This is a genomic window from Ruegeria sp. BF7, assembly GCF_056538605.1.
In genome coordinates, this window is sequence record NZ_JBQFTM010000004.1 from 123,470 (window position 1) to 145,311 (window position 21,842).

The window sequence follows — 21,842 nt, forward strand, 5'->3', positions numbered from 1 at the left end:
GGCACCAGACATGGCAGATTTTCACCAGAACGGAAACATCACGACACTGCATAACCTGCGCAGCAGACCCGCCGGGCAACTGGCGCATGAGATTTCGGTCTTTGCCGAAACACGCAAGATCACCCTGATCCTGCCCTGCCTCTATTCCGAATTGGAAGGGCCAGCGCTGGCGAGTATTTTGGAGGAACTGGCCCAGGTGCCCTATTTGCACCGTATCATCATCGGTCTGGATCAAGCAGATGAGGCGCAGTACCGCCACGCGCGTGCATTCTTTGCGAATCTCCCACAAAACCATGCGGTGATTTGGAATGACAGTCCACGCCTGACCAAATTGCAATCGCATCTGCGGAAGCTGGGGTTGGCCCCGCAGGAACCCGGCAAAGGCAAGAACGTCTGGTCCTGCATCGGTTACCTGCTGGCCTGCGCCGACAGTTCGGTGATGGCAATTCATGATTGCGATATCGTCACCTATGATCGGCAGATGCTGGACCGGTTGGTCTATCCGGTCGTCAATCCTACCTTTCCATTCCAGATGGCCAAGGGGTTTTATCCCCGCGTTGGCGCGGGCAAGCTGAACGGCCGTGTTACGCGCCTGTTGGTCAGCCCTCTGTTGATTGCGCTGAAGAAAGTGATCGGAGACCGCGATTACCTCGATTACCTGCGCAGCTTCCGCTATCCGCTATCAGGTGAATTCGCCATTCGCACGCCTACCCTGCCCGATCTGCGCATTCCGTCAGATTGGGGCTTGGAGATCGGAGTTCTGTCCGAGGCGTGGCGCAATCTGGCGCCGAAATCCGTTTGTCAGGTCGAGATCGCGGACAACTACGACCACAAGCATCAGGACCTGTCGCCCGAAGACGCCAATCGCGGCCTGTCCCGCATGTCCACCGATATCTGCAAGGCAATCTTCCGCAAGCTGGCCGCCGATGGCACGGTTTTCACCCCCAACACCTTCCGCACGCTCAAGGCCACGTATTATCGTTCCGCACTGGACTTGTTGGAGGGCTATTATACCGACGCCAAGATGAACGGGCTGGAGCTGGATCGTCACAAGGAAGAGAAATCCATCGAACTGTTTGCCGAAAACATCATTCGCGCCGGTCAGGTCTTCCTCGACAACCCGCACGAAACGCCGTTCATCCCGACATGGAACCGTGTGCATTCAGCCGATCCAGAGTTTCTGTTGCGTCTGAAGGCAGCGGTGTCCGACGATCTGGCCGAGTTCATTCCGCGTTCGTGATCCAGCGGCACTGATACGGCGCCAGTACGATATCGGGGCCGTTGGCGGCTAGGATTTCTCCGGTCAGGGCATCGGTCCAGACCTCCTCGGCGATCATGTTGATCTCGGCTGGGCTGACAGGGACCGGTTCGGCCGAGACATTGTGCAGCGCAAAGATAGACTGACTGCGGTCCAGGCTCTGCCGCCAAAGGCCAAAGACACGATCTTCCAACCGGAGAGTGAATTGCGTGGCATTCGGGTGGAATGCGGGTTGTTGCGCCCGCAGGCGCAGGCGGCGTGAAAGCTCCGACAACACCAGCGCCTGATTTGACCCCGGATCGGCCAGCCGCGCCAGCAGGTCGGGATAGTGCCAGCGGTGCCGGTTGATCGCCCGGTTCATAACACGCCGTTCCACGGCCTCGTGATCGTTGGGCGTGGCCAGCAGGGAGTGAATGTAGAAGGCCGGTATCCCCTCAAGTGACATGACAATGGTCTGGGAACAGATGAACCGGGCCAGATGATATTGATCCTCACCGGCAAATGTCCCGCGCATCGCCTCAAAATATCCACAGTTCAGTTCATAGGGCTCTTCGCGCCCATCCGGCAGTGCTCGCATCGACACCAGCCCGCCGATCCGGCGCACGGTGTCGATCATGCGCTCTTTCTCATCGGGGGGCAGAACCCCTTCGGCGGGGCGCATCCCAATGCCGTCATGGCTGGCGGTGAAATTCAGATAGGCACAGCCCAGTTGCGCGGGCGGCATCGCAACCTGCCATTCGCGTAGGTAACGTGCTGTACCCGACTGCATCGCGTGCAGGATCAGCGGCGGCAAAGGGAAATTGTAAACCGCGTGCGCCTCATTCCGGTTGCCGAAATAGCTGAGGTTTTCGGTGCGCGGCACGTTGGTCTCGGTCAGCAGCACCAGCGTTTCGGTGGTGAAATCGCACAGCAGCCGCAGCAGTTGCACGATGGCATGGGTTTGCGGCAGGTGGATGCAATTTGTGCCGATCTCTTTCCAGACAAAGGCCACTGCATCCAGCCGCAGGATACGCACCCCCTTGTCGATATGCAGGCGGATGATCCGCAGCATCTCAACCAGCACTTCAGGGTTTGAGAAATCCAGATCCACCTGATCGTGGCTGAAGGTGCACCAGACGTATTTTTCGCCTTGATTGGTTTCGACCTGCCGCAACAGAGGCGTGGTGCGCGGGCGCACGACCTGAGACAGATCATCTTCGGGTGAGGCTTCGTAAAAGAACCGGTCGTGCGGCGATTTCCCCTGCAGGAAATTTGTAAACCACGCGCCCTGGCTTGAGACATGGTTCAGCACCAGGTCCGACATCAGGTGAAAGTCGCCCGCGATCCGGGTGATATCGGTCCAGTCCCCCAATTGCGGACTGACGGTGTAGTAATCGGACACCGCAAACCCGTCATCCGAAGTGAAAGGAAAGAACGGCAGAATGTGCACCCCGTTCACCACGCCGCTCAGATGCCGGATCAGGAAATCGTGCAGCAGGTCCAGTGGCTTGTGGGCCTGATCCTCAATCGAGTTTCCATAGGTGATCAGGACGCTGTCTTTTTCCGACCACAGCTTGTTGCCCGGCTTGCGCCCCTGTTTGCGCCGGTGCGTCCCCGCGGGCCAGAAAGCCCCGGTAACCTCGCGGGCCAGATCGGCTTGATCGTGATCGGGGTAAATCTGAACGAGCAAATCGTTCAGTCGGCGGGAAAAGCTGGTGTTCGCACTGGTCAAGGGTCACAGGGCCTTCGCTGTATCCGCCTGATGGTTTTCCAGAATGGTCCACCTGTCAAACATCAACTGAGCGACCGGCCTTTCTTTGGGCAAACGCCCGCGCGCCTGCTCAATTCTTGATCAAACCCCGTAGCGGGCCATGAACATGTCCACCGCCTGCAGCGCGACTTCGTCGATTTCCGACCGGCTGAAAGTGGTCTGGATGCCCAATGCAGCCTTGGTCCAGATCCGCACCTTGCACAGCTCCGAGAATTGCTCCGCCGCGATCTGGACGTTTTCAATGGCCAGCTCGCCTTTTTTGACGGCCTTTTCCAGATACTCAACCATGTGGCGCTGGCCATTTTGAGGCCCGGCTTCGAAAAACGCCATTCCCAGCTCGGGGAACCGGTCGCGCTCGGCCACGCAGATCCGAAAGACCTGTTGCGAAAAATCGGAAACCAGAAATGCGGTCAGCTGAGTGGCGGTGATCGTGAGGACTTCGCGCGCCGGCTTGGAATCATCGATCATCGAGATGACGTTTTCGGCCAGACGTTTGCATTCGGTCTGTGCGACCTCCATGAACAGAAGTCGTTTGTCGGGGAAATAACTGTAGAGCGTCGCCTTGGACACACCGGCGGCGCGGGCGATGTCATCGACGCTTGCGCCTTCGAACCCATCCGCCATGAAAACCTCTCGGGCGCCACGCAAAACCTGATCGAATTTGCGACCCGTACGAAGGATGGCGGCTGTCTCTGTCATGGGCTCTCCTTGGTTGAATGATCCCCTAAAACTATAAACCGTTCGGTTCAGATACAACGATTCGCGTGATCTCCTTCGGTATGACGCTGTGGAATCCGTTCATTTTCCCGTCAGAACCTAGTGCGTGATGACCGCGTTTGCTAAACGCTTGCCGCTCCGTCATACAATGCTAACACTCTGGCCATGGTCGAAATCTTTCTACGCACGCTTCCGTTTTTTGCGATCATCGGCCTGGGATACTGGGCCGGTCGCAGCCGTTTTTTTACCGAAGAAGCAACCGCCTACCTAACCAAATTCGTGTTTTTCTTCGCGCTGTCGGCAATGCTGTTCCGCTTTGCCGCAACCCTGCCCTTCGCCGAGATTTTCAACGGCCGTCTTGTACTGGGCTATTTGCTGGGCACTGTCGTTGTCTATGCGCTGGCGACACTGGTTGCGTGGATGCGGGGACTCGACATTCCCACTGCTGCGGTCGAGGCCCAATGCGCCGCCATCGGCAATGTCGGCTTTCTGGGTCTTCCGATGCTGGCCCTGCTGTTGTCCGAAGCCGCCATCGGGCCGGTTATGTTGGTCCTGACAGTTGATCTGGTGGTGTTTTCGTCCCTGATCGTAATCTTGATCAATGCCGGGCGCGACGGGCGGTTGACGCCGGCGACCCTGCGTCTGATCGGGATGGGTTTGCTGAAAAATCCGATGATCGTTTCGATATCTGCCGGACTGTTGTGGTCAGCATTTCAGGTGCCGGTCCCTGACCCGCTGAACGATTTTCTGACCATTCTCGGGGGGGCCGCCACGCCGGGTGCGCTGTTTGCCATCGGTGCCTCGCTTGCTTCTAAATCAGCCGAACGCGTGCAGGTCGCGGCGTGGCTCAGCTTTTGCAAGCTGGTCGTCCATCCGGCCTGCGTTGCCGTGGCGCTGTTGTGGTTGATCCCGGTGGCTGCGTTTCCGGCTGCGGTAGCCATTGCAGCTGCGGCTCTGCCGGTGGCGGGGAATGTCTATATTCTGGCCGCCCATTACCGCGTGGCCCCGCATCGGGCATCCGCAGCGATCCTGCTGTCCACAGCCGCCAGCATCCTGACCGTGCCGGTTGTGATCGCCTGGGTCGCAACACTCTGAGCTGCATCTTCAAAAAATACGCGCGCCGAAGGTACGCGGCCTTTACGCCGCGTCCCTGTAGGTTTAGCCATGTCGCGACCCAAAGCTAAGGACACTGCAAGATGGAAACCCTTTCGGAAAACGCCTGTTTCGGTGGCGTGCAGGGCGTTTACCGCCATACCTCCGCAGCCTGCCAATGCGATATGACTTTTGGCCTGTTTCTTCCCTCCGAAGCCAAGGATGGGCCGGTTCCGGTTCTGTGGTATCTGTCCGGCCTGACTTGCACACATGAGAACGCCATGACCAAGGCGGGCGCTCAGGCCTGGGCGGCCGAACAAGGCATCGCCGTGGTCTTCCCTGACACTTCGCCGCGAGGCGAGGGCGTGGCTGATCACGAAGACTACGATCTGGGCCAGGGCGCCGGGTTCTATGTGAACGCGACGCAATCCCCCTGGGCACCGCATTTCAACATGTGGGACTACGTGGCAAACGAGCTGCCCGCCCTGCTGGCCGAAAACTTTTCCATTGATATGGATCGTCAGGCCATCACCGGCCATTCGATGGGGGGGCACGGCGCGCTGACACTGGCGATGAATCTGCCGGGGCGGTTCCGGTCGGTTTCGGCCTTTGCACCGATCTCGAACCCGACTGGGTCGGATTGGGGTCGCAAACAGCTGAGCGCCTATCTGGGCGATGACGAGGCCGCTTGGGCCAAACACGACGCCTCGGTGCTGATGAAGGAAAACGGCTTTGACGGCCCGATCCTGATCGACACCGGCGCCAATGACCAGTTCATCGACCTGCTGCGCCCCGAGGCGCTGGCGCAGGCAATCGCAGAACGCCGCCAGCAGGTCACCTATCGCCTGCAGCCGGGCTATGACCATTCCTATTTCTTTGTGTCCACCTTCATGGAAGACCACATCACCTTCCACGCCGAAGCGCTGTATGGAGACTGAGACATGAGCAATTTCGACTATGACCTGATCATCATCGGGTCCGGCCCGTCGGGGCGGTCGGCAGCGATCCAGGCAGGTAAGCTGAAACGCCGGGTGCTGGTGGTCGATCGCAAGGACCGGTTCGGTGGCGTGTCGGTGCATACCGGTACGATCCCCTCCAAGACGCTGCGCGAGACGGTGCTGAACCTGTCCGGTTGGCGCGAGCGCAGCTTTTACGGCCGCTCCTACCGGGTCAAAGATCAAATCCGCGCCGAGGACCTGAAGGCGCGTCTGCACATGACGCTGGATCACGAGGTCGATGTGCTGGAGCACCAGTTCAACCGAAACCATGTGGAGACGCTCAACGGTCTGGCCAAATTCGTCGGCCCGCACGAGGTTGAGGTCGCAACGGACGCGGGTGAAACCACGCGCCTGACAGCGGCCAAGTTCCTGATCGCGACCGGAACCAAGACCTATCGCCCGGATTACGTGCCCTTCAACGGCAAGACGATCGTGGATGGGGATGAGTTCCTCGAGATGGCTGAAATCCCCCGCTCGCTGGTTGTGATCGGAGCCGGGGTTATCGGGGTGGAATATGCCACCATGTTCTCGGCGCTGGATGTGCGGGTAACACTGATCGAGCCGCGCGACACGTTCTTGGATTTCATCGACAGCCGCCTGATCCATGATTTCACTCATCAGATCCGCGAAAACGGCGTTGACCTACGCTTGGGGTCTGCGGTTGAGAAAATCGAAGATGCGGGTGCCCATGTCGAACTGACGTTGGAAAACGGCCGCCATGTCCGGGCCGAGATGCTGTTGTTTGCTGCTGGCCGTATGGGCGCGACGTCCAGGCTGAACCTGGACGCCGTCGGGTTGGAAACCGATCACCGCAACCGGATCAAGGTGGATCGCAAAACCTATCAAACTGCTGTGCCGCATATTTATGCAACCGGCGACGTGATCGGGCACCCGTCGCTGGCATCGACTTCGCTGCAACAAGGCCGGGTGGCCGCCTGTCATGCGCTGGACACACCCACCCTGCCCGAAAGCCCGTGGTATCCCTATGGCATCTACTCGGTGCCCGAGATCTCCACCTGCGGCATGTCCGAGGAGGAACTGCAGGAACGCGGCATTCCTTATGAAGTCGGCGTGGCGCGGTTCCGTGAAACCTCGCGTGGGCATATCATGGGGTTGGAGCACGGGATGCTAAAGATGCTGTTCTCGCTGAAAACCCGCCGGGTGCTTGGCGTACAGATTGTTGGCGAAGGCGCAACCGAGCTGATCCACATTGCACAGGCGGTATTGAACCTGAAAGGAACGGTGGACTACTTCGTTCAGAACACCTTCAACTATCCGACGTTAGCCGAGGCCTACAAAATAGCAGGTCTGGACGCCTTCAACCGGATGCCAATCCCGGACGAGTTCAAGGTAAAAAAGAAGCCCGCTGCACCTGCCAAGAAAGAGGCAAAACGCGCGTGACAACCCTGTTTGTCGATGGCGATGCTTGTCCGGTAAAGGCCGAGGCCGAACGCGTGGCGACCCGGCACAAAGTGCGGATGGCGTTGGTATCGAATGGCGGGCTGCGGCCATCGGTGAATCCTCTGGTGCAGGTCGTCATCGTGGCGGAAGGCGCGGACGAGGCGGATAAGTGGATCGCGGAACGGTGCGGGCGTGGGGATGTAGTGGTGACCTCCGACATCCCATTGGCCGCGAAATGCGTTGAGGCTGGGGCGCGCGTGCTGCGCCCTAATGGTGAAGCGTTTACGGCGGCCAATATAGGTCAGCAACTGGCAATGCGCGATCTTATGGCTGACCTGCGTGCGGCCAATCCATTGGGGGCTGGTGGCGGCGGAAAGCCTTTTGGCAAAGCGGACCGGTCGCGGTTTTTGGACGCACTGGAGCGGGAATTGAGGGCGGCACAGCACGGGTAGCGCTCCCGCCCGTCAGAGACGCATCAAAGATGCGCCCCCTCCGGTTAGGCCGGGCAGCGCTGCGCGCTGCGGTTCCGCCCTTGTAAATCTGGGCCGGGATTGGTTCAGTCGGTGCGAGCTGGATTGATCTGACGGGGGCACAACATGCCGATTGAAGCCGTAATTTTCGACATCGGGAACGTTCTGATCGAATGGCAGCCGGAACGTTATTACGACAAGGTGATCGGTGAAGAACGCCGTCGCGCCATGTTCACCGAGGTCGATCTGCATGGAATGAACGATCTGGTGGATCAGGGGCATCATTTCACCGACACGATCTACGACTGGGCCGAGAAGTACCCCGAATGGCGCGAAGAAATCCGCATGTGGCATGACAAGTGGATTGAGCTGGCCGCGCCCGAGATTCCCCACTCGGTTCGTTTGCAGCGGGCCTTGCGTTCCAAGAATATCCCCGTTTTCGCACTGACCAATTTCGGCGTGCAGAACTTCGACTATGCCACCGCGGTTTACCCGTTTCTGAACGAGTTTGACCGGCACTATGTCTCGGGCCGCATGAAGGCTGTGAAACCGCATGTTCAGATTTACGAAATGGTCGAAGCTGATTGCGGGGTTGCCCCCGAGGCCTTGCTGTTCGCCGATGACCGGATCGACAATATCGAAACGGCGCGGGCGCGCGGGTGGCAAACGCATCACTTTACTGGCCCGCAAGGCTGGGCAGACCGTCTGGTGTCCGAGGGCCTGTTGACCGAGGAGGAGGCCCGATGAACGTCCTGCAAATCCCGTTTGCACAAGGAGAGGCCAATCTGGATTGGGTGGAACTGACGCAAGCCTTTGTCGACGGACATCAGCGGCCCAAGGCTCAGATAGAAGATACGTTCCTGTATCGCGATGCTGACACGCTGCTGTCGCGGTCGGCCTGGATTGACGGGCTGGGTATCGCCGTGAAATCCACCACCATTTTCCCGGGCAATGTTCAGGCCGGGCGCCCTGTGATTGATGGGTCCGTCAGCATTTATGACGACGCAGATGGGCGATTGGCGGCATTGGTCGACTTTTTCCTGGTGACCAAGTGGAAAACAGCCGGGGACAGCCTGCTGGGCGCGCTGCGATTGGCGAACCCGAACAGCCGCGACATCCTGATCGTGGGCGCGGGGCCGGTGGCCCGATCCTTGTGCGAAGCCTTTGCTGCCGGATTTCCGAAAGCCAAAATACGAGTGTGGAACCGCACCACCGCCAAGGCCGAAGCTATGACCGCGACACTGGGGCATATCGACGTTGAATATGATCTGGCGGATGCCGTGAACCGGGCTGATATCATCCTGACTGCCACAATGAGCACTCAACCATTCATCAAGGGCGAATGGTTACGCCCGGGTCAGCACTTGAACCTTGTCGGTGCGTATCGGCCCGATATGCGCGAGGCCGAAGACCTCGCGCTACAACGTGCGCGTATCTTCATGGACAGTTTTGGCACGACCGTTGATCATATCGGTGAGATCAAAATTCCGATCGAAAAGGGCGTGATAACGCGTGGCGATTTGGTTGCCGACTACTATGACTTGGACCAATTCGTCCCCGATCCAACCGCAATCACGCTGTTCAAGAATGGGGGCGGAGCGCACCTGGACCTGATGACCAGCCAATACATTATCAGCAAGTACCTGGAGTGATCAGGCGATCGCCGCCACCTGTGGCCTGTTTTCGCGGATGGGCAGGTGGACGATGGCGCTGAATGCTCCAACGGCGACACCGATCCACCAGACCATCGTGTAGTCGCCATAGACGTCATACATGCGCCCTCCCAGCCAGACGCCGAGGAAGCCTCCGATCTGGTGGCTGAGGAAGATAAAGCCGTAGAGCGTGCCCATGTAGCGCAGACCGTAGAGATGCGCGACCAGGCCCGAGGTCAGCGGTACAGTGGCCAGCCAGAGCGAACCCATAACGACGGAAAACACGATGACAGACACTGGTGTGATCGGCATGATGATGAAGATGGCGGCTGCAAGGGTGCGGCCGGTATAGATTGCCGCAAGCAGGTATTTCTTAGGGAAGTGGTTACCTGCCCAGCCCGCCAGCAGCGTGCCGCCGATATTCGCCAATCCCACCAGCGAGATTGCCACAGCGCCCAAGGCTGATGTGGTTGTGATACCTAAAGAATGCAGGACACCGCCGGGCTGGATCGGGCCACACATCTCGGTCACAAAGGCCGGGAAATGCGCGGTGATGAAGGCCAGTTGATAGCCACAGCTGAAAAAGCCCAGAAATATCATGGCGTAAGACGGATCGCTGAAGGCACGGCCCAGGATCTGGCTCATGCTCTCCTCCAGCTCGGCATTGCTGACCGGTTGCGGCGCGCGCATGAAGGGCAGCGTCAGTACTAGGGCAAGGATTGCGGCGGCGAAGACAATGAAGACCTGCTGCCACGGTAAAAAGGTCATAAGCCACTCGGCCGTCGGGGCACCGATCACCTGACCGAAACTGCCGGCGGCCGTGACAATTGCCAGAGACATCGAGCGGTTCTTGTCGGAAGAGGCACGCCCGACCACGGCCAGCACAACACCGAACCCGGTGCCGGCGATGCCGAAGCCCACCAGCCACGCATACATCTGGTGTCCGAATGGAGTAATCGACCAGGCCGAAAGCACCATGCCCGCCGCATAGGTCAAAGCCCCAAGGATGATCGCCTTTCGGTCGCCGATTTTTTCGGCAATCGCAGCAAAGATCGGTTGTCCGATGCCCCAGGCAAGGTTCTGGATCGCGATCGCCAGTGAAAAATCGGTCCGCAACCAGCCGAACTCGCTGGCAATGGGAATCTGAAACACTCCGAATGAGGCGCGCACGGCAAAACTGACCGTGATGATAATACATCCAACGATCAGGATCGGGTTCAGCAGGCGAGCAGATTGCGGCATTCGGACCTCGGGGTATTGGTCCGGCGGAAGTTAGCGGATTTGGGCAACGCGTCAAATCAGCAGATTTGCGGTTTCGGTTAAGGAAAATTGATGCGTCAACAAAATGGCTGCTTTTCAAGCCTGAATGGGGGCGCTATGGCTCGGCTTCATGACGGATTTGATTTCGCTATATAACGACCGCGTTGCCGAGGGCAGTCTGACACGGGACGACGCGCAAGAGGCCGTGCTCCCCCATTTCGAGCGCATTCGCGCAGCCCTTGCCGCTCCGGTCAAGCGCGGGCTGTTTCGCAAGGCCCCGCCTGCACCGAAAGGCTTGTATCTTTGGGGCGGCGTCGGGCGCGGCAAGTCGATGCTGATGGATATGTTTGTTGACGCGTTGCAGGATATCCCTGCGCGACGTGTACATTTCCACGCCTTCATGCAGGAAATCCATGCGGGTATGCACAAAGCCCGTCAGGACGGTGTCGAGGATGCGCTGGCCCCGGTGGCTCAGGAGGTTGTGAAGACTGTCAAACTGCTGGCCTTTGACGAGATGCAAATCACCGACATCACCGATGCCATGATCGTGGGGCGGCTATTCGACCTGCTGTACGATGGCGGCGTTGTGGTCGTGACGACCTCGAACCGGCATCCCGATGATCTGTATAAGGACGGGCTGAACCGCCAGCTGTTCCTGCCCTTCATTGCGCATATCAAGGAACAGCTTCAGGTGTGGGAGTTGGTCTCACCCACCGATTACCGCCAGAACCGGCTGGAAGGGGCGCCGGTCTATTTCACGCCGATCGGCCCAGAAGCACGACAGAGCGTTCGCAGCGTCTGGAATGACTTGTCGGGTGGCGACGCAGAACCACTGATCCTGCAGGTCAAGGGTCGAGCGGTCGAGTTGCCCGCCTTTCGCAACGGGGTTGCGCGGGCGTCCTTCTACGATCTATGCGGGCGGATGCTGGGGCCTGCAGACTATCTGGCGATTGCCGAGGAGTTGAAGGTTTTGGTATTGGAAGACATTCCGCGCCTGTCGCGGAACAACTTCAACGAGGCCAAGCGGTTCGTGACGCTGATTGATGCACTGTATGAAGCAAAGGTGCGCCTGATTTGTTCGGCTGCAGCCGAGCCCGAGATGCTGTATGTCGAAGGCGAAGGGACGTTTGAATTTGAACGCACCGCTTCACGCCTTCGCGAAATGCAAGATCAGGATTGGGGGCAATAGAGGGCTCTATCGCCGCCGCGCGTCGTTTGCGACCCATGCGGTTTGTCGGCTAAATGAAGCTTTTGCGGGCTTTCTTCAGCCGTTTTCGCGCAGGATGTTACCGGCCAGATAAAGCGAGCCGCAAATCAGCACGCGGGCTTGCGGGTCTGCGGCCACGATTGTGCTCAGCGCATCGGTAACGCTGTCGGCGGTTGTCGCAGCCAGGTTGACCTTAGCCGCAGCAGCGGCGGTGTCTTCGGCGCTTAGCGTGGCGGCCTCTCCGGGAATGGAAACGGCGGTCAGGCTTTGCGCCTGTTTCGCCAGCGGGGCCAGATAGCCGGAGACGTCCTTGGTGTTGAGCATACCGCAGATCATATGCGTCGGGCGGTCGGGCAGCTTGGCCAGAACATCGGCCAGTGCAACCCCGGCGGCGGCGTTGTGGCCACCATCCAGCCAAAGCTCGGCCTGCGGCGCGGCTGCGACCAGCGGGCCGGTTTTAAGGCGTTGCATCCGAGCGGGCCATTCGGCTTTGGTCACGGCGGCCTCATAGGCCTCATCGCCCAAATTCAGGTGGCGCAGAACAGCCAGCGCGGCGCCGGCGTTCTGGATCTGGTGTGCTCCTAGCAGGTTCGGCAGTGGCAGGTCGCGCAGGCCGGTTTCGTCCTGATAGACCAGACGGCCGTTTTCCTCATGCACATGCCAGTGCTGACCGTGGATCAGCAATGGGGCCCCAAGGCGTGCAGCGGTGTATTCGATGACCTCCAGCGCTTCGTCTTGTTGTGGCCCAACGATGCAGGGTATGCCGGGTTTGATAATGCCTGCCTTTTCGGCGGCAATTTTGCCCAGCGTGTCGCCCAGAAATTGCTCATGGTCGATCGACACCGGCGTGATCACCGTGACGGCCGGCTCATGAATGACATTGGTGGCGTCCAGACGGCCGCCAAGTCCGACTTCAAGAAGAGTGTAATCTGCCTGCTCCCGAGCAAAGGCTAGCAGTGCGGCGCAGGTCGTGATCTCGAAATAGGTGATGTTTTCACCATTGTTGGCGGCGTAGCATTCATCCAGAACCTTCGTCAGATCGGGTTCCGAGATCAGCTCTCCGGCCAGTCGGATGCGTTCGTGGAACCGTGCCAGATGCGGTGAGGTATAGGCATGGGCCGACAGCCCTGCCCCTTCCAGCCCCGCGCGGATCATGGCCTGAGTCGAGCCTTTGCCATTGGTTCCGGCGATATGGATCACCGGCGGCAGTTTGGTCTGCGGGTTGTCCAGTGCGGTGAGCAAGCGCCAGACGCGATCCAAGGTCAGGTCGATGATCTTGGGGTGCAAGGCCATCATCCTGTCGAGAATGACGTCAGATGTCTGGCTGGTCATTTCTCGTCCACGTCCTCAGCCGGTTCTTCGGCAGGGGTTTCTTCGGGTTCAGGCGCAGGCAGGTCGCCTTTCACCGCCGGAGGCTGATTCATCAGCATTCGTGTGATGGTGATCAGTTCTTCGCGCATCTCGGTGCGTTTGGTGACACGGTCCAGCATCCCGTGATCCAGCAGATATTCGGCGCGCTGGAACCCTTCGGGCAGTTTTTCACGGATGGTCTGTTCGATCACACGCGGACCGGCAAAACAGATCAGCGCGTTGGGTTCGGAAATATGCACATCCCCCAGCATCGCATAAGATGCGGTCACGCCGCCCGTGGTGGGATGGGTCAGCACGACGATATAGGGCAGGTTCGCCTCTTTCAGCATCTCGACGGCTACGGTGGTGCGCGGCATCTGCATCAGGCTGAGGATGCCCTCCTGCATCCGTGCGCCGCCCGCGGCCGAGAACAGGATCAGCGGGCGCTTGAGCTTCACCGCCTCTTGCGCGGCGGCGATGATGGCGTTGCCGACATACATGCCCATCGAGCCGCCCATGAAGGAGAAATCCTGCGCGGCCGCGACGATTGGCGTGCGGCCGATCTCTCCGCTGGCGACCAGCATCGCTTCTTTCTCGCCGGTCTTTTTCTGCGCTGCTTTCATGCGGTCAGGGTATTTCTTCTGATCGCGGAAATGCAGCGGGTCGTCTTTGGGGGCAGGAACATCGACTTCGGTGAAAATTCCACCGTCGAACAGGTGCTTGAACCGGTCGCGCGGGGTGATCGCCATGTGATGACCGCACTGGGTGCACACATTCTGGTTTTCCGCCAACTCGCGGTGGAACAGCATCGTGCCGCATTCGTCGCACTTGTGCCAAAGGTTTTCGGGCACTTCCCGGCGCGAGAAGATCGAGTTGATCCGGGGGCGGACGTAGTTTGTGATCCAGTTCATGTCGGAACCTTGCTTGAGCGGCTTTGACGTCAAATAAGACGCAACGGCAGGAAATGCAATCAACGCCTGAGTGCAAGACGCGCTGTCAGCCAACAGACAATCATCACGGCGAAATCCACGAACAGCCATTGTCGCAACAGCCCGGTCTCTGTCATCTCATACGGCAGCAGGTAGAGTGCAAGACCGCTAAGGGTGTCAGGCAGTGAGATGAATAACAGCGCGACGGTATTGTTGAGGAAATGCAATGCGATAGCGGGTCCCAGTGTTCCGGATCTTGCGGTCAGATCCGCCGCCAGCAGACCGAAAGCAAAGGCCCAGACCGTCACGAGAAGCGCATTGTCGCCGGTCACACCCGGCGCGTAATGCCCGGCGGCGAACAGAGCCGAGGGCAGGCCCATCCAGATCACCGGAGACCGGAACCTGGCCGCCAGGGACTGCTGGATATAGCCGCGAAACAGCACTTCCTCGGCGCTGGTCTGAATCAGTACCGCAAGGGCTGATACAGGTAGTAAAAGCAGCCATGAGGACAGGGCAAGATTCTGGGTCAGCGGCTCACCCATTCCATAAGGTGGCAAAAGGGCCATCACCACGCCCAAAACCACCAGTGCCAACGCCACGAGAATGAACTGCTGCCGGAACAGATTGCGTTGCCCCAGAATCGCCCTCAACGACCGGTGTTGCATTTGCCGGGCCGCAACAGCGACGCCCAGCGTCAGAAATCCGAAACTCATCAGCAGAAGCAGAGTGGCCAAAACTGAGGTGCCGCGCAGAAACCCCTGCGCCTGATCCGGGGGAATCAGACCTCCGATAAGGGCGAACAGAACTGAATTCAACGTCACATACAGCACGCCGACAATAACCAGTCCGACCAGCAGGCGCCAAAGCTCGGGCCGGGAGCGGGCATCAGCCACAAGCCGTTCGTGGGCGGAGTAGGCGGCGGGTTCATGCATTGTTGCCGGTGCTTTCGCCTTCGATAGAATGCGGTATGTCCGGGAAGACATCTGCGGTGTTCTCAACCGTGTTGAGCCTGTTCGACAATGTGGTGAGATATCCTGCAACGGTCTGCAAAAGTTGAACTGCGACTGAGGCGTCGCTTTCGATTACGGCCCTCAACTCTTCAGCGCCGATGCGCAGGAAAGTGCAATCCGTGATGGCTTCCAGATCCAATTGGCGAAGATCGCCGGTGATGATCGACAGATCGCCAATCAGGCGACCGGGTTCGATGATCGAGATGGGTCGCTTGCCGCCGCCTTCTTCGGTCCAGATCAGTTTGGCCTGACCCTTGATGCACAGATAGGCCGCATCGGGTGACTGTCCGCGGGTAAAGATCATCTGACCCTTGGCCACTTCATACCATTGTGCCGAGAATGCCAACAGGCGCTGGTTACGCGCGTCTATGCCCGAAAACAGCTCGGTCGAGGCGATAATCTGCAGTTTCCGGCTCAGATCAGCCGAGGTCCCTTCTTTGTGGTCTTCCTGGGTTCGCGCGACGCCGTCGATGCGCCCATCCTTGATTTCGATGAACAGATCATAGGCCTCGGGGTGGGCAAAGTGATCTTCCATGAAAATCATGATCGAGTCGGGTAGCAGTTCGCGTAGCCGCAGGCGCGTGCGCAGACGGCTTTGCGAGTCATGGCTGGCCAGCGCCTTGTCGAGGATCAGAATATCGGGACGTTTGATGCCAGCGCGAGAAAAAGCCGCGCGCTCCTGAAACACGGTCGGCAAGTTGTTCCCGCCCAACCCGGTGGGCAAGTCGAACATGGTGGATGCCGCTCGGCGCCGCAGGCCGGCCTCGTTAATGGCCTGTGCCACTACGTCCTCAATCTCTTCGGCATGGGCACCCGCCATCAGCGAAACCCGGCCATACAGAGCGTTTTCCATTACCGTCAGCCGCGGCAGGTAATTGTCCGGCGACAGCGGCACGAACATGCCGTCCAGCGCCCCGCGCAACCGTTCGGCATGGTCTCTTCGGATCGAGAGGATCTTGTCCTTGTATTCTTCGGGGAAATCCGGGCCGATCTGCTCAGCCGTCAACAAGAACGGGATGGTCAGCAACAACGAACGTTCAGAATCACTGATCCCGCCTTCCCCTTTGGCCTTGCGCCGGTCCTTGATGTCGAGCAGACGGTGGTACATGTCCTTCGACATCCCCAGACGCAGGAACAGGGGGTGATCCGCGCCGTCGCGCCCAAAGGCCTGATCCAGCGTCTCAAGCACGGCACTGGCCATGGTCATGGCATCGTTGGCCAGATCATGCATTCCGAACATGTTCCTGAACCGCCTGTCACTAGCCAGAGAATCCGGTGTAATATCCCGCGACGGGGTGGCGAACAGCAAGTTGCCGCCAAGCGGAACAGCCGGGTTAAAGCGGTCGGGGTCGAAGCGGTAGACATGGCGGTCCAGTCCCTTTTCCCTAAGCCGATCCGCAACCGTGTCGCGCAGGTTGACGACCCCTTGCGCCAGAACCGGGTGCAATTGCGGGTCGAACCGAGTGCGTAAGGTACGCCGCAACATGAACTCGTCAATCCCCATCGCCTCGACAAGTTTGAACCACCAGTCCCGGATGTCGTCGATATCGTCCAGCCCGGCCAGACCGGGATCGATCCATTCGTCGGTCAGTGAATCCGTCGGGTTGCCCGCGCGGGCGGCCTCGATCTGCCAGCGGTTCGGCGATTGTGCCGCGTCAGCTTCGTGTTGGGGATGCGGGCGCAGCGGCATCAACAGGTTGTCGCCCAGCGTGCCGTTAAACAGGTAGGGGCGCGAATAGGCATAACCGATGCGGGCCGCGATCACGGTCTGATGCAGGTCTTTCAGGTTATGACCGGCCATGATGACCTCACCCTGCACCGGTAGAACCTCGCGGGTCAGCACCTGAGCAAGCGCATTGCGCTCGGACGCATGGCCCGACTGGATCGCCACTCGTGCGCCTTTCGGAATGATCAGGTCGATATCTTCCAGAATGGTTTTGCCGTCGTCGTCGCGCACGGTCACGTTGCGCAGCTCGATATCGCCGGTCAGGTGCGGGATCACCTCGGGCTCACCCACGAAGAGCTCTTCCGGGATCATGTTCGAGGGGGCAAAGCGTTCGGTCACCACCTCCCATCGCAGGGACATGTCCTGTACCTGATTGTAGTAGGTCAGCAGGTCCCTCCATGGGCCGCTGAGGTCCTTGTAGGCCCCAAGCGCCGCGACCAGCGCGCCCACTGTGACCTCTCCCTTGATCGCCAGATAACCACCGACCGAGTAGAACAGGAACGGCGTCATCTGTGTGATCAGGTTGTTCAGGAACTTCATGAAGAATTTCTTGTTGTAGATCTTGAAACGGATCTCGAACAAGAGCCCCAACCGGCGGCTGAACTGCGCCAGCCGATAGCGCCAACCACCATTGGTGCGCAGATCGCTGATGCCCGCCGCACTTTCTCCGATCTCAGAGCTGAGGTTCCGAACCTCCTGAATACGTTCCTTGTTCAACAGGTTGATCTGGCGTTGCAATTTCGGGATCAGCCACGCCTGCAGCGGGATCAAAGCGATGCTGGCCAGCCCGAACCAAATGCTCTGCATGAACAGGAAAGTGACGATGGTCATCATCTGGCCGAACTGGAAAACCGGCTGGGCGATCGCATCGCCCATCAGCCCGCCCATCGGTTCTGCCTCGGACGTGATCATCGACACCAGCTCGCCCTGACTGGTGGTGGCAAAGTAGGATTTCGGGAAGCGCATGGTGCGGTGGATCAGGGTGAACCGTAGGCGGCGCAGCATACGCTCGGCCAGAATGCCCTTCATCGTATTGATGCGCATCTTCATCAGGCCACTGGCGATAACCGTGGCCAGAAAGGCGAAACACAGGATCATCAGGTACTGCACCTGCGTCACCGTGAACCCCAGCACCGCGACCGAGTCACTGGGGGCGCCGATGGCACCGTTGATGATCTGCTTGGGCAGCTCCAGCGAGGCATAGAGGAAGGGAAACGACAGGACTGTCAGAAACAGCAGGACAAGCTGTTGTTTTCTGGAATGTTTCCAGATGAATGCGAACAGAGTGGATTCCATGCCCCGGTCGTGCCTCAAATCTATTGGATGCTTTGTTAGGATTATCCAATGCAATCAGGTGTCAGACGGTACGCACTGGCCCCGGTGATTGCAAGAATGCGGCGGGCTAACAGATTGCCGCCGGGTTGCCCATCCGTCGACTTGTTCACGAATTTGCGAGTATTGGTCTTCATAATCGTTTATTCACCTTTTTCCCTGCGCCGTCTTTGACTAAACAGGGCCACACTCTGAATGATGAGGCCATGGGCAGACTTCTGGATCGTTACATTCACCGCCGAGTTGTCGCGCGTTGGCGCGAGGCGTTGCGCGGTGCGGCTGAAGCGCCCGAACCGCAACTGCGCCAACAGCGAGACGAAGCCCGGAAGTTGCGCACGCAGCTGGATATGCTGATCCACGAGGCTGATGGCCGGTTGGCCCGACCCAGAATCGGGTCGTCCCAGTTTCCCAAACCTTTGGGGACGGACTGGTGCTGGCGGCCGGACCTGTGGCGTGGGCCACTGCCACGCCCCGGGGTGGCCTCGGCCCCGCGCAGAGCGCACATGGATCAACAGGTAACGTTGTTTCACGACTGCCCCTTGGCCGAGATCGGGATGCGACAGACCCGGAATGCCCGCGACAAGGATCTGGCCGCATTTGGGCTGACGGTCGATGTGTTCGGATTTTCCGGCTCGTTCCTTTCGCTGTCCGTGGAACTGCCAGCCGAAGCCGCGCAAGGGCTGACCAAACAGCATTTGATGCGCGCCGATGTGCAGGTCGAACTGGAACAACCACTTGAAATGTTTTCCCGCCTCAACATCCAGCACGGCCCCAACACCGAACAGGTGCTGCGTAAACTGGACCTGTCCAGCCCGTCCAATTCGGTGGACTTCGATCTGGCTCACCTGCCCCTGAACGAGTCGCGGATCGAGAAGATTTGGCTGGACCTGATCTTCGAGAATCCCGATATGAACCGGGCCACGTTGCGCGATCTGACCTTCTGTCGCCACCACCGCGCCGATTTGTGAGAGTTCCGACCATGACGCTTCCGACTTTGACGCCTATACGGTTCGAGAATGGCCTCTGGCAGGGGCACTTGAAGGCCAATAGCGAGCCAAGGGTCGAAGTGCGCTACCTTGGCGAAAATCTCGATGATGTGCGCGTTTCGGCGTCTGAGGACGGGTGGGGCCTGACGGTTCCGGTGCCCGTGGCCGCGCTGTCTGACGGAGTGCATTGCTTTGTGATTGTTGATGCAGCGACCTCGGAAAAGCTTGGCGATTTCACCATCATTGCAGGCATCCCAGCGGCGGATGACCTGCGGGCCGAGGTCGAGCTTTTGCGCGCTGAACTGGACATGCTGAAACGGGCGTTTCGACGGACGCAAAGCACTACTGAGTGATCCGCCCGGGGCAAGTCCCTATCTTTTCATCGGAATTCCGTGCATCCTAGGGAAACCCGCAGCAGTCTGGGCAAGCTTATGGATCGCAGCAGCATCGTCAAAGTCATTGCATTGATGGTGACGGGGTTCGGGATTGGCATCGACTTTACCGGCGCGCTGATCCTGGTTCCGGCCATTGAGAACAGCTTCGATGCGGACATCACCAGCACTCAGTGGGTTCTAAACATCTACGCTCTGTTCTTTGCCATGACCATGGTTGCCGGGGGGCGTATGGGAGACATGTTCGGGCACCGCAAGATGATGCTGATCGGGCTGTCGATCTTTCTGTTTTCGTCCATTATGTGCTTTGTTTCGCCCAGCCTGGACTTCCTGATTGTTGCCCGCGCCCTGCAAGGTATCGGCGCAGGATGCGTCTGGCCCTGCACGCTGGCTTTTGGTGCAACAAAGGTTTCGCGGCCCGAGCATCGGGCAATGATCATGGGGTTGATCCTGGCTGGTGTCACCTGCGGCAATGTGTTTGGGCCCCTGATCAGCGGAACAGTGGTGAATTTGGGGGATTGGCGGCTGTTTTTCCTCGCAAACGTTGTCTTTTCAACCATCTCGATGGTGACCGCCCTGCTGTTGATGCAGCGTGAAACCCAGCATAAACAGGGGGAGCATATCGACTTTGCCGGTATGGCCGTGCTGTCCTTTGCCGTCTTGCTGTTGCTCTATGGATTGGATGTGGGGGCGGATTGGGGCTGGACCTCGGCCCCCTTGCTGATGCTGTTTCTTGTCAGCGCAGTGTTGTTTGTCTTGTTCCCGCAGGTGGAAAATCGGGTGAAAGAGCCGCTGCTGCTGCCGCAGATGATGGCGAACCGCGAGTTCCGCATCACCTTGGGGCTGAACATGTTCAACGTTTCGGCAGCATTCGTCGGGCTGATGTATTTTCCGCAATACATGCAGAAGGTTCTGGGATGGTCGACTCTGCAATCGGCCTTTGGGTTGGCGCCTCTGACGGTTCTTCTGGCGGTTGGGTCCATCCTGTCGGGCCGATTATATAACGATTTCGGTCCCAAGCGGCTTTTGCTCTGGGGGTATCTTTGCGCCACGGTCGGGGCAGCCAGCGTTGTGGTGATGCCCGCCGGGTTCGGGTACTTCCAGATCCTGCCCGGCATGGCCATGATCGGGCTGGGGGCCACACTGACGGTTGGGCCATCCGGCACCGCCGCCGTCTGTGCCGTGAAACCGGAACGGGCAGGGCTTGTCGGCGGGCTGAGTTTCATGACTCATCTGGTTTACGGCGCCATTTCCGTCGCCTGCGCCACAGCAATCATGTACCTTGTCAGCTTGCGCAGCTTGGGGGAACGCCTGCAGTCCGCCGGAGTTGATATGTCGGATGCCAATCAAAGAGCTATAAACGGGGGGACGTTGACCACACCCTCTGCCAAGGCCGTCATGGAGAAACTGAGCACCGCCGAGGCGGAAAAGGTCAAATCCGCCATTGCCGCCGCCTTTGACACCGGAATGAACATGGCCTTCATCTTCGCGACCGTTTCCGTTTCGGTAGGCGTCTTTCTGGCAATGATGCTGGATGAAGAAAAGCTGCATAAGGTGGAGAGCTGACACACCCCAACAAAGTCCAACTCCGCATGAATCAGTTGAAACTTGTCAGTTTCACTCCGAATGAGTATATACATTAATATATACCGGAGGGTGCAATGATCGAAACCAAAATCCGCAAGGTCGGAAACTCGGCCGTCATGACACTGTCCACCGAGATGTTGACCATCCTCGATGCCAAAGAGGGTGACACCCTTTTTGTCCTGCGCGGTGACGATGGCACGTTAAAAGTCATGGCCCACGACCCGTCGGTCGCCGAAGCGCTTGAGGCGGCTGAAATCATCATGGACGAGAACCGCGATCTGCTTCAGGCGCTGGCGTGAAAACCCCGATCTGGGTACCGCTGGCGGCGGTTGTGGCTATTCACGACCGACAGATCTCACGACATGGCGGCGCCCCCGGAACGCGAGATCGCGCCCTTTTGGAGATGGGTTGCGCAAGAGCCATGAACCTTGCGGCCTACGCTGATGCCGATCTTGCCGAAATTGCATCAGCATACGCATTTGGCATCGCCAAGGCGCATGCTTTCATCGACGGCAACAAGAGAACGGCATTTGTGACTGCTCTGACCTTCCTGCGGCTCAATGGGTACGCCTTTCTTCCCGACCCGGCCAAGGGTGTGCTGATGATGGAAGGCTTGGCTGCTGGTCAGATAGATGAAGTGGAGTTTGCGAACTGGGTGAATGCTGGCTGGAAGCCGATCTGAGCCCTTCAAAGAATTTTTCCCGGACAAACGCAGCCTAAACAGA

20 protein-coding genes are annotated in these 21,842 nt (G+C 58.9%); 13 read left to right on the top strand and 7 right to left on the bottom strand.

The annotated features are described in order from the left end of the window. Window positions 1–10: 10 nt before the first annotated feature. A complete protein-coding gene (locus ACR0IK_RS11315; protein ID WP_480591116.1) occupies window positions 11–1,240 on the top strand; it encodes a glycosyltransferase family protein in 1,230 nt (409 codons plus the stop codon). Here ACR0IK_RS11315 and ACR0IK_RS11320 read toward each other — a convergent pair. Next, window positions 1,224–2,969 (bottom strand): sugar phosphorylase, encoded by a 1,746-nt coding sequence (locus ACR0IK_RS11320; RefSeq protein ID WP_480641564.1) that lies wholly within the window; start codon window positions 2,967–2,969, stop codon window positions 1,224–1,226. The two genes, ACR0IK_RS11315 and ACR0IK_RS11320, sit on opposite strands and share 17 nt — an antisense overlap. A 120-nt stretch (window positions 2,970–3,089) precedes the next feature. Continuing rightward, complete coding sequence (locus ACR0IK_RS11325; RefSeq protein WP_480641565.1) at window positions 3,090–3,707, bottom strand: TetR/AcrR family transcriptional regulator; 618 nt, start codon at window positions 3,705–3,707, stop codon at window positions 3,090–3,092. Window positions 3,708–3,890: 183 nt separating this feature from the next. Here ACR0IK_RS11325 and ACR0IK_RS11330 point away from each other — a divergent pair, with 183 nt between their 5' ends. From ACR0IK_RS11330 to ACR0IK_RS11355, 6 genes are all read left to right on the top strand, one after another. Next, window positions 3,891–4,820 (top strand): AEC family transporter, encoded by a 930-nt coding sequence (locus ACR0IK_RS11330; RefSeq protein WP_480591122.1) that lies wholly within the window; start codon window positions 3,891–3,893, stop codon window positions 4,818–4,820. Window positions 4,821–4,921: 101 nt separating this feature from the next. Then, window positions 4,922–5,755 carry an S-formylglutathione hydrolase gene (gene fghA / locus ACR0IK_RS11335; protein ID WP_480591123.1) on the top strand — a complete coding sequence of 278 codons (834 nt, stop codon included), beginning with the start codon at window positions 4,922–4,924 and terminating at the stop codon, window positions 5,753–5,755. A 3-nt stretch (window positions 5,756–5,758) separates the two neighbouring features. After that, window positions 5,759–7,216: a Si-specific NAD(P)(+) transhydrogenase gene (sthA, locus tag ACR0IK_RS11340; protein WP_480591125.1), complete on the top strand. Its 1,458-nt coding sequence runs from the start codon at window positions 5,759–5,761 to the stop codon at window positions 7,214–7,216. Then, a complete protein-coding gene (locus ACR0IK_RS11345; protein WP_480591127.1) occupies window positions 7,213–7,668 on the top strand; it encodes a YaiI/YqxD family protein in 456 nt (151 codons plus the stop codon). The genes sthA and ACR0IK_RS11345 overlap by 4 nt, the downstream gene beginning before the upstream one ends. Window positions 7,669–7,812: 144 nt before the next feature. Then, entirely contained in the window at window positions 7,813–8,433 is a 621-nt protein-coding gene (locus tag ACR0IK_RS11350; RefSeq protein ID WP_480591129.1) for an HAD family hydrolase, read from the top strand. Then, a complete protein-coding gene (locus ACR0IK_RS11355; protein WP_480641566.1) occupies window positions 8,430–9,338 on the top strand; it encodes an ornithine cyclodeaminase family protein in 909 nt (302 codons plus the stop codon). Before ACR0IK_RS11350 ends, ACR0IK_RS11355 begins: the two co-directional genes overlap by 4 nt. Here the strand turns inward: ACR0IK_RS11355 and ACR0IK_RS11360 are convergent, their stop codons facing one another. Then, complete coding sequence (locus tag ACR0IK_RS11360; protein WP_480641567.1) at window positions 9,339–10,580, bottom strand: MFS transporter; 1,242 nt, start codon at window positions 10,578–10,580, stop codon at window positions 9,339–9,341. A gap of 148 nt (window positions 10,581–10,728) precedes the next feature. Here ACR0IK_RS11360 and zapE point away from each other — a divergent pair, with 148 nt between their 5' ends. Beyond that, window positions 10,729–11,787 (top strand): cell division protein ZapE, encoded by a 1,059-nt coding sequence (zapE, locus tag ACR0IK_RS11365; RefSeq protein WP_480591135.1) that lies wholly within the window; start codon window positions 10,729–10,731, stop codon window positions 11,785–11,787. A gap of 75 nt (window positions 11,788–11,862) precedes the next feature. Here zapE and ACR0IK_RS11370 read toward each other — a convergent pair whose 3' ends face one another. The 4 genes from ACR0IK_RS11370 to ACR0IK_RS11385 are packed head-to-tail and all read right to left on the bottom strand — an operon-like array spanning window position 11,863 to window position 18,116. Then, on the bottom strand, window positions 11,863–13,137 hold the full coding sequence (locus ACR0IK_RS11370; RefSeq protein ID WP_480641568.1) for a bifunctional folylpolyglutamate synthase/dihydrofolate synthase: 1,275 nt from the start codon (window positions 13,135–13,137) through the stop codon (window positions 11,863–11,865). Continuing rightward, a complete protein-coding gene (gene accD, locus ACR0IK_RS11375) occupies window positions 13,134–14,066 on the bottom strand; it encodes an acetyl-CoA carboxylase, carboxyltransferase subunit beta (protein ID WP_480641569.1) in 933 nt (310 codons plus the stop codon). The genes ACR0IK_RS11370 and accD overlap by 4 nt, the downstream gene beginning before the upstream one ends. Window positions 14,067–14,125: 59 nt before the next feature. Further along, window positions 14,126–15,016 carry a CPBP family intramembrane glutamic endopeptidase gene (locus tag ACR0IK_RS11380; RefSeq protein WP_480641570.1) on the bottom strand — a complete coding sequence of 297 codons (891 nt, stop codon included), beginning with the start codon at window positions 15,014–15,016 and terminating at the stop codon, window positions 14,126–14,128. Then, window positions 15,009–18,116, bottom strand: a complete 3,108-nt coding sequence (locus tag ACR0IK_RS11385; RefSeq protein WP_480641571.1) for an ABC transporter transmembrane domain-containing protein — start codon at window positions 18,114–18,116, stop codon at window positions 15,009–15,011. The genes ACR0IK_RS11380 and ACR0IK_RS11385 overlap by 8 nt, the downstream gene beginning before the upstream one ends. A gap of 242 nt (window positions 18,117–18,358) precedes the next feature. Here ACR0IK_RS11385 and ACR0IK_RS11390 point away from each other — a divergent pair, with 242 nt between their 5' ends. The 5 genes from ACR0IK_RS11390 (at window position 18,359) to ACR0IK_RS11410 (ending at window position 21,799) form a co-directional block, all read left to right on the top strand. Further along, window positions 18,359–19,120, top strand: a complete 762-nt coding sequence (locus ACR0IK_RS11390) for a DUF6478 family protein (protein ID WP_480591145.1) — start codon at window positions 18,359–18,361, stop codon at window positions 19,118–19,120. Window positions 19,121–19,131: 11 nt separating this feature from the next. Further along, window positions 19,132–19,491, top strand: a complete 360-nt coding sequence (locus tag ACR0IK_RS11395) for a hypothetical protein (RefSeq protein ID WP_480591147.1) — start codon at window positions 19,132–19,134, stop codon at window positions 19,489–19,491. Between the two features lie 78 nt (window positions 19,492–19,569). Continuing rightward, the gene (locus ACR0IK_RS11400) at window positions 19,570–21,096 is read left to right on the top strand and encodes an MFS transporter (protein ID WP_480591149.1); all 1,527 of its coding nucleotides are present in this window, start codon (window positions 19,570–19,572) and stop codon (window positions 21,094–21,096) included. A 95-nt stretch (window positions 21,097–21,191) separates the two neighbouring features. Beyond that, on the top strand, window positions 21,192–21,416 hold the full coding sequence (locus tag ACR0IK_RS11405) for an AbrB/MazE/SpoVT family DNA-binding domain-containing protein (RefSeq protein ID WP_480641572.1): 225 nt from the start codon (window positions 21,192–21,194) through the stop codon (window positions 21,414–21,416). Then, window positions 21,413–21,799: a type II toxin-antitoxin system death-on-curing family toxin gene (locus tag ACR0IK_RS11410; RefSeq protein ID WP_480641573.1), complete on the top strand. Its 387-nt coding sequence runs from the start codon at window positions 21,413–21,415 to the stop codon at window positions 21,797–21,799. Before ACR0IK_RS11405 ends, ACR0IK_RS11410 begins: the two co-directional genes overlap by 4 nt. Window positions 21,800–21,842 lie beyond the last annotated feature (43 nt).

What these genes read in the sequence shown, in the direction of transcription:
- zapE (WP_480591135.1), top strand. Translation starts at nt 10,729, where the DNA reads ATGACGGATTTGATTTCGCTATATAACGACCGCGTTGCCGAGGGCAGT.
- ACR0IK_RS11400 (WP_480591149.1), top strand. Translation starts at nt 19,570, where the DNA reads ATGGATCGCAGCAGCATCGTCAAAGTCATTGCATTGATGGTGACGGGG.
- ACR0IK_RS11360 (WP_480641567.1), bottom strand. Translation starts at nt 10,580, where the DNA reads ATGCCGCAATCTGCTCGCCTGCTGAACCCGATCCTGATCGTTGGATGT.
- ACR0IK_RS11395 (WP_480591147.1), top strand. Translation starts at nt 19,132, where the DNA reads ATGACGCTTCCGACTTTGACGCCTATACGGTTCGAGAATGGCCTCTGG.
- ACR0IK_RS11350 (WP_480591129.1), top strand. Translation starts at nt 7,813, where the DNA reads ATGCCGATTGAAGCCGTAATTTTCGACATCGGGAACGTTCTGATCGAA.
- ACR0IK_RS11385 (WP_480641571.1), bottom strand. Translation starts at nt 18,116, where the DNA reads ATGGAATCCACTCTGTTCGCATTCATCTGGAAACATTCCAGAAAACAA.
- ACR0IK_RS11330 (WP_480591122.1), top strand. Translation starts at nt 3,891, where the DNA reads ATGGTCGAAATCTTTCTACGCACGCTTCCGTTTTTTGCGATCATCGGC.
- fghA (WP_480591123.1), top strand. Translation starts at nt 4,922, where the DNA reads ATGGAAACCCTTTCGGAAAACGCCTGTTTCGGTGGCGTGCAGGGCGTT.
- ACR0IK_RS11405 (WP_480641572.1), top strand. Translation starts at nt 21,192, where the DNA reads ATGATCGAAACCAAAATCCGCAAGGTCGGAAACTCGGCCGTCATGACA.
- ACR0IK_RS11390 (WP_480591145.1), top strand. Translation starts at nt 18,359, where the DNA reads ATGGGCAGACTTCTGGATCGTTACATTCACCGCCGAGTTGTCGCGCGT.
- sthA (WP_480591125.1), top strand. Translation starts at nt 5,759, where the DNA reads ATGAGCAATTTCGACTATGACCTGATCATCATCGGGTCCGGCCCGTCG.
- ACR0IK_RS11370 (WP_480641568.1), bottom strand. Translation starts at nt 13,137, where the DNA reads ATGACCAGCCAGACATCTGACGTCATTCTCGACAGGATGATGGCCTTG.
- ACR0IK_RS11315 (WP_480591116.1), top strand. Translation starts at nt 11, where the DNA reads ATGGCAGATTTTCACCAGAACGGAAACATCACGACACTGCATAACCTG.
- ACR0IK_RS11325 (WP_480641565.1), bottom strand. Translation starts at nt 3,707, where the DNA reads ATGACAGAGACAGCCGCCATCCTTCGTACGGGTCGCAAATTCGATCAG.
- ACR0IK_RS11355 (WP_480641566.1), top strand. Translation starts at nt 8,430, where the DNA reads ATGAACGTCCTGCAAATCCCGTTTGCACAAGGAGAGGCCAATCTGGAT.
- ACR0IK_RS11380 (WP_480641570.1), bottom strand. Translation starts at nt 15,016, where the DNA reads ATGCATGAACCCGCCGCCTACTCCGCCCACGAACGGCTTGTGGCTGAT.
- accD (WP_480641569.1), bottom strand. Translation starts at nt 14,066, where the DNA reads ATGAACTGGATCACAAACTACGTCCGCCCCCGGATCAACTCGATCTTC.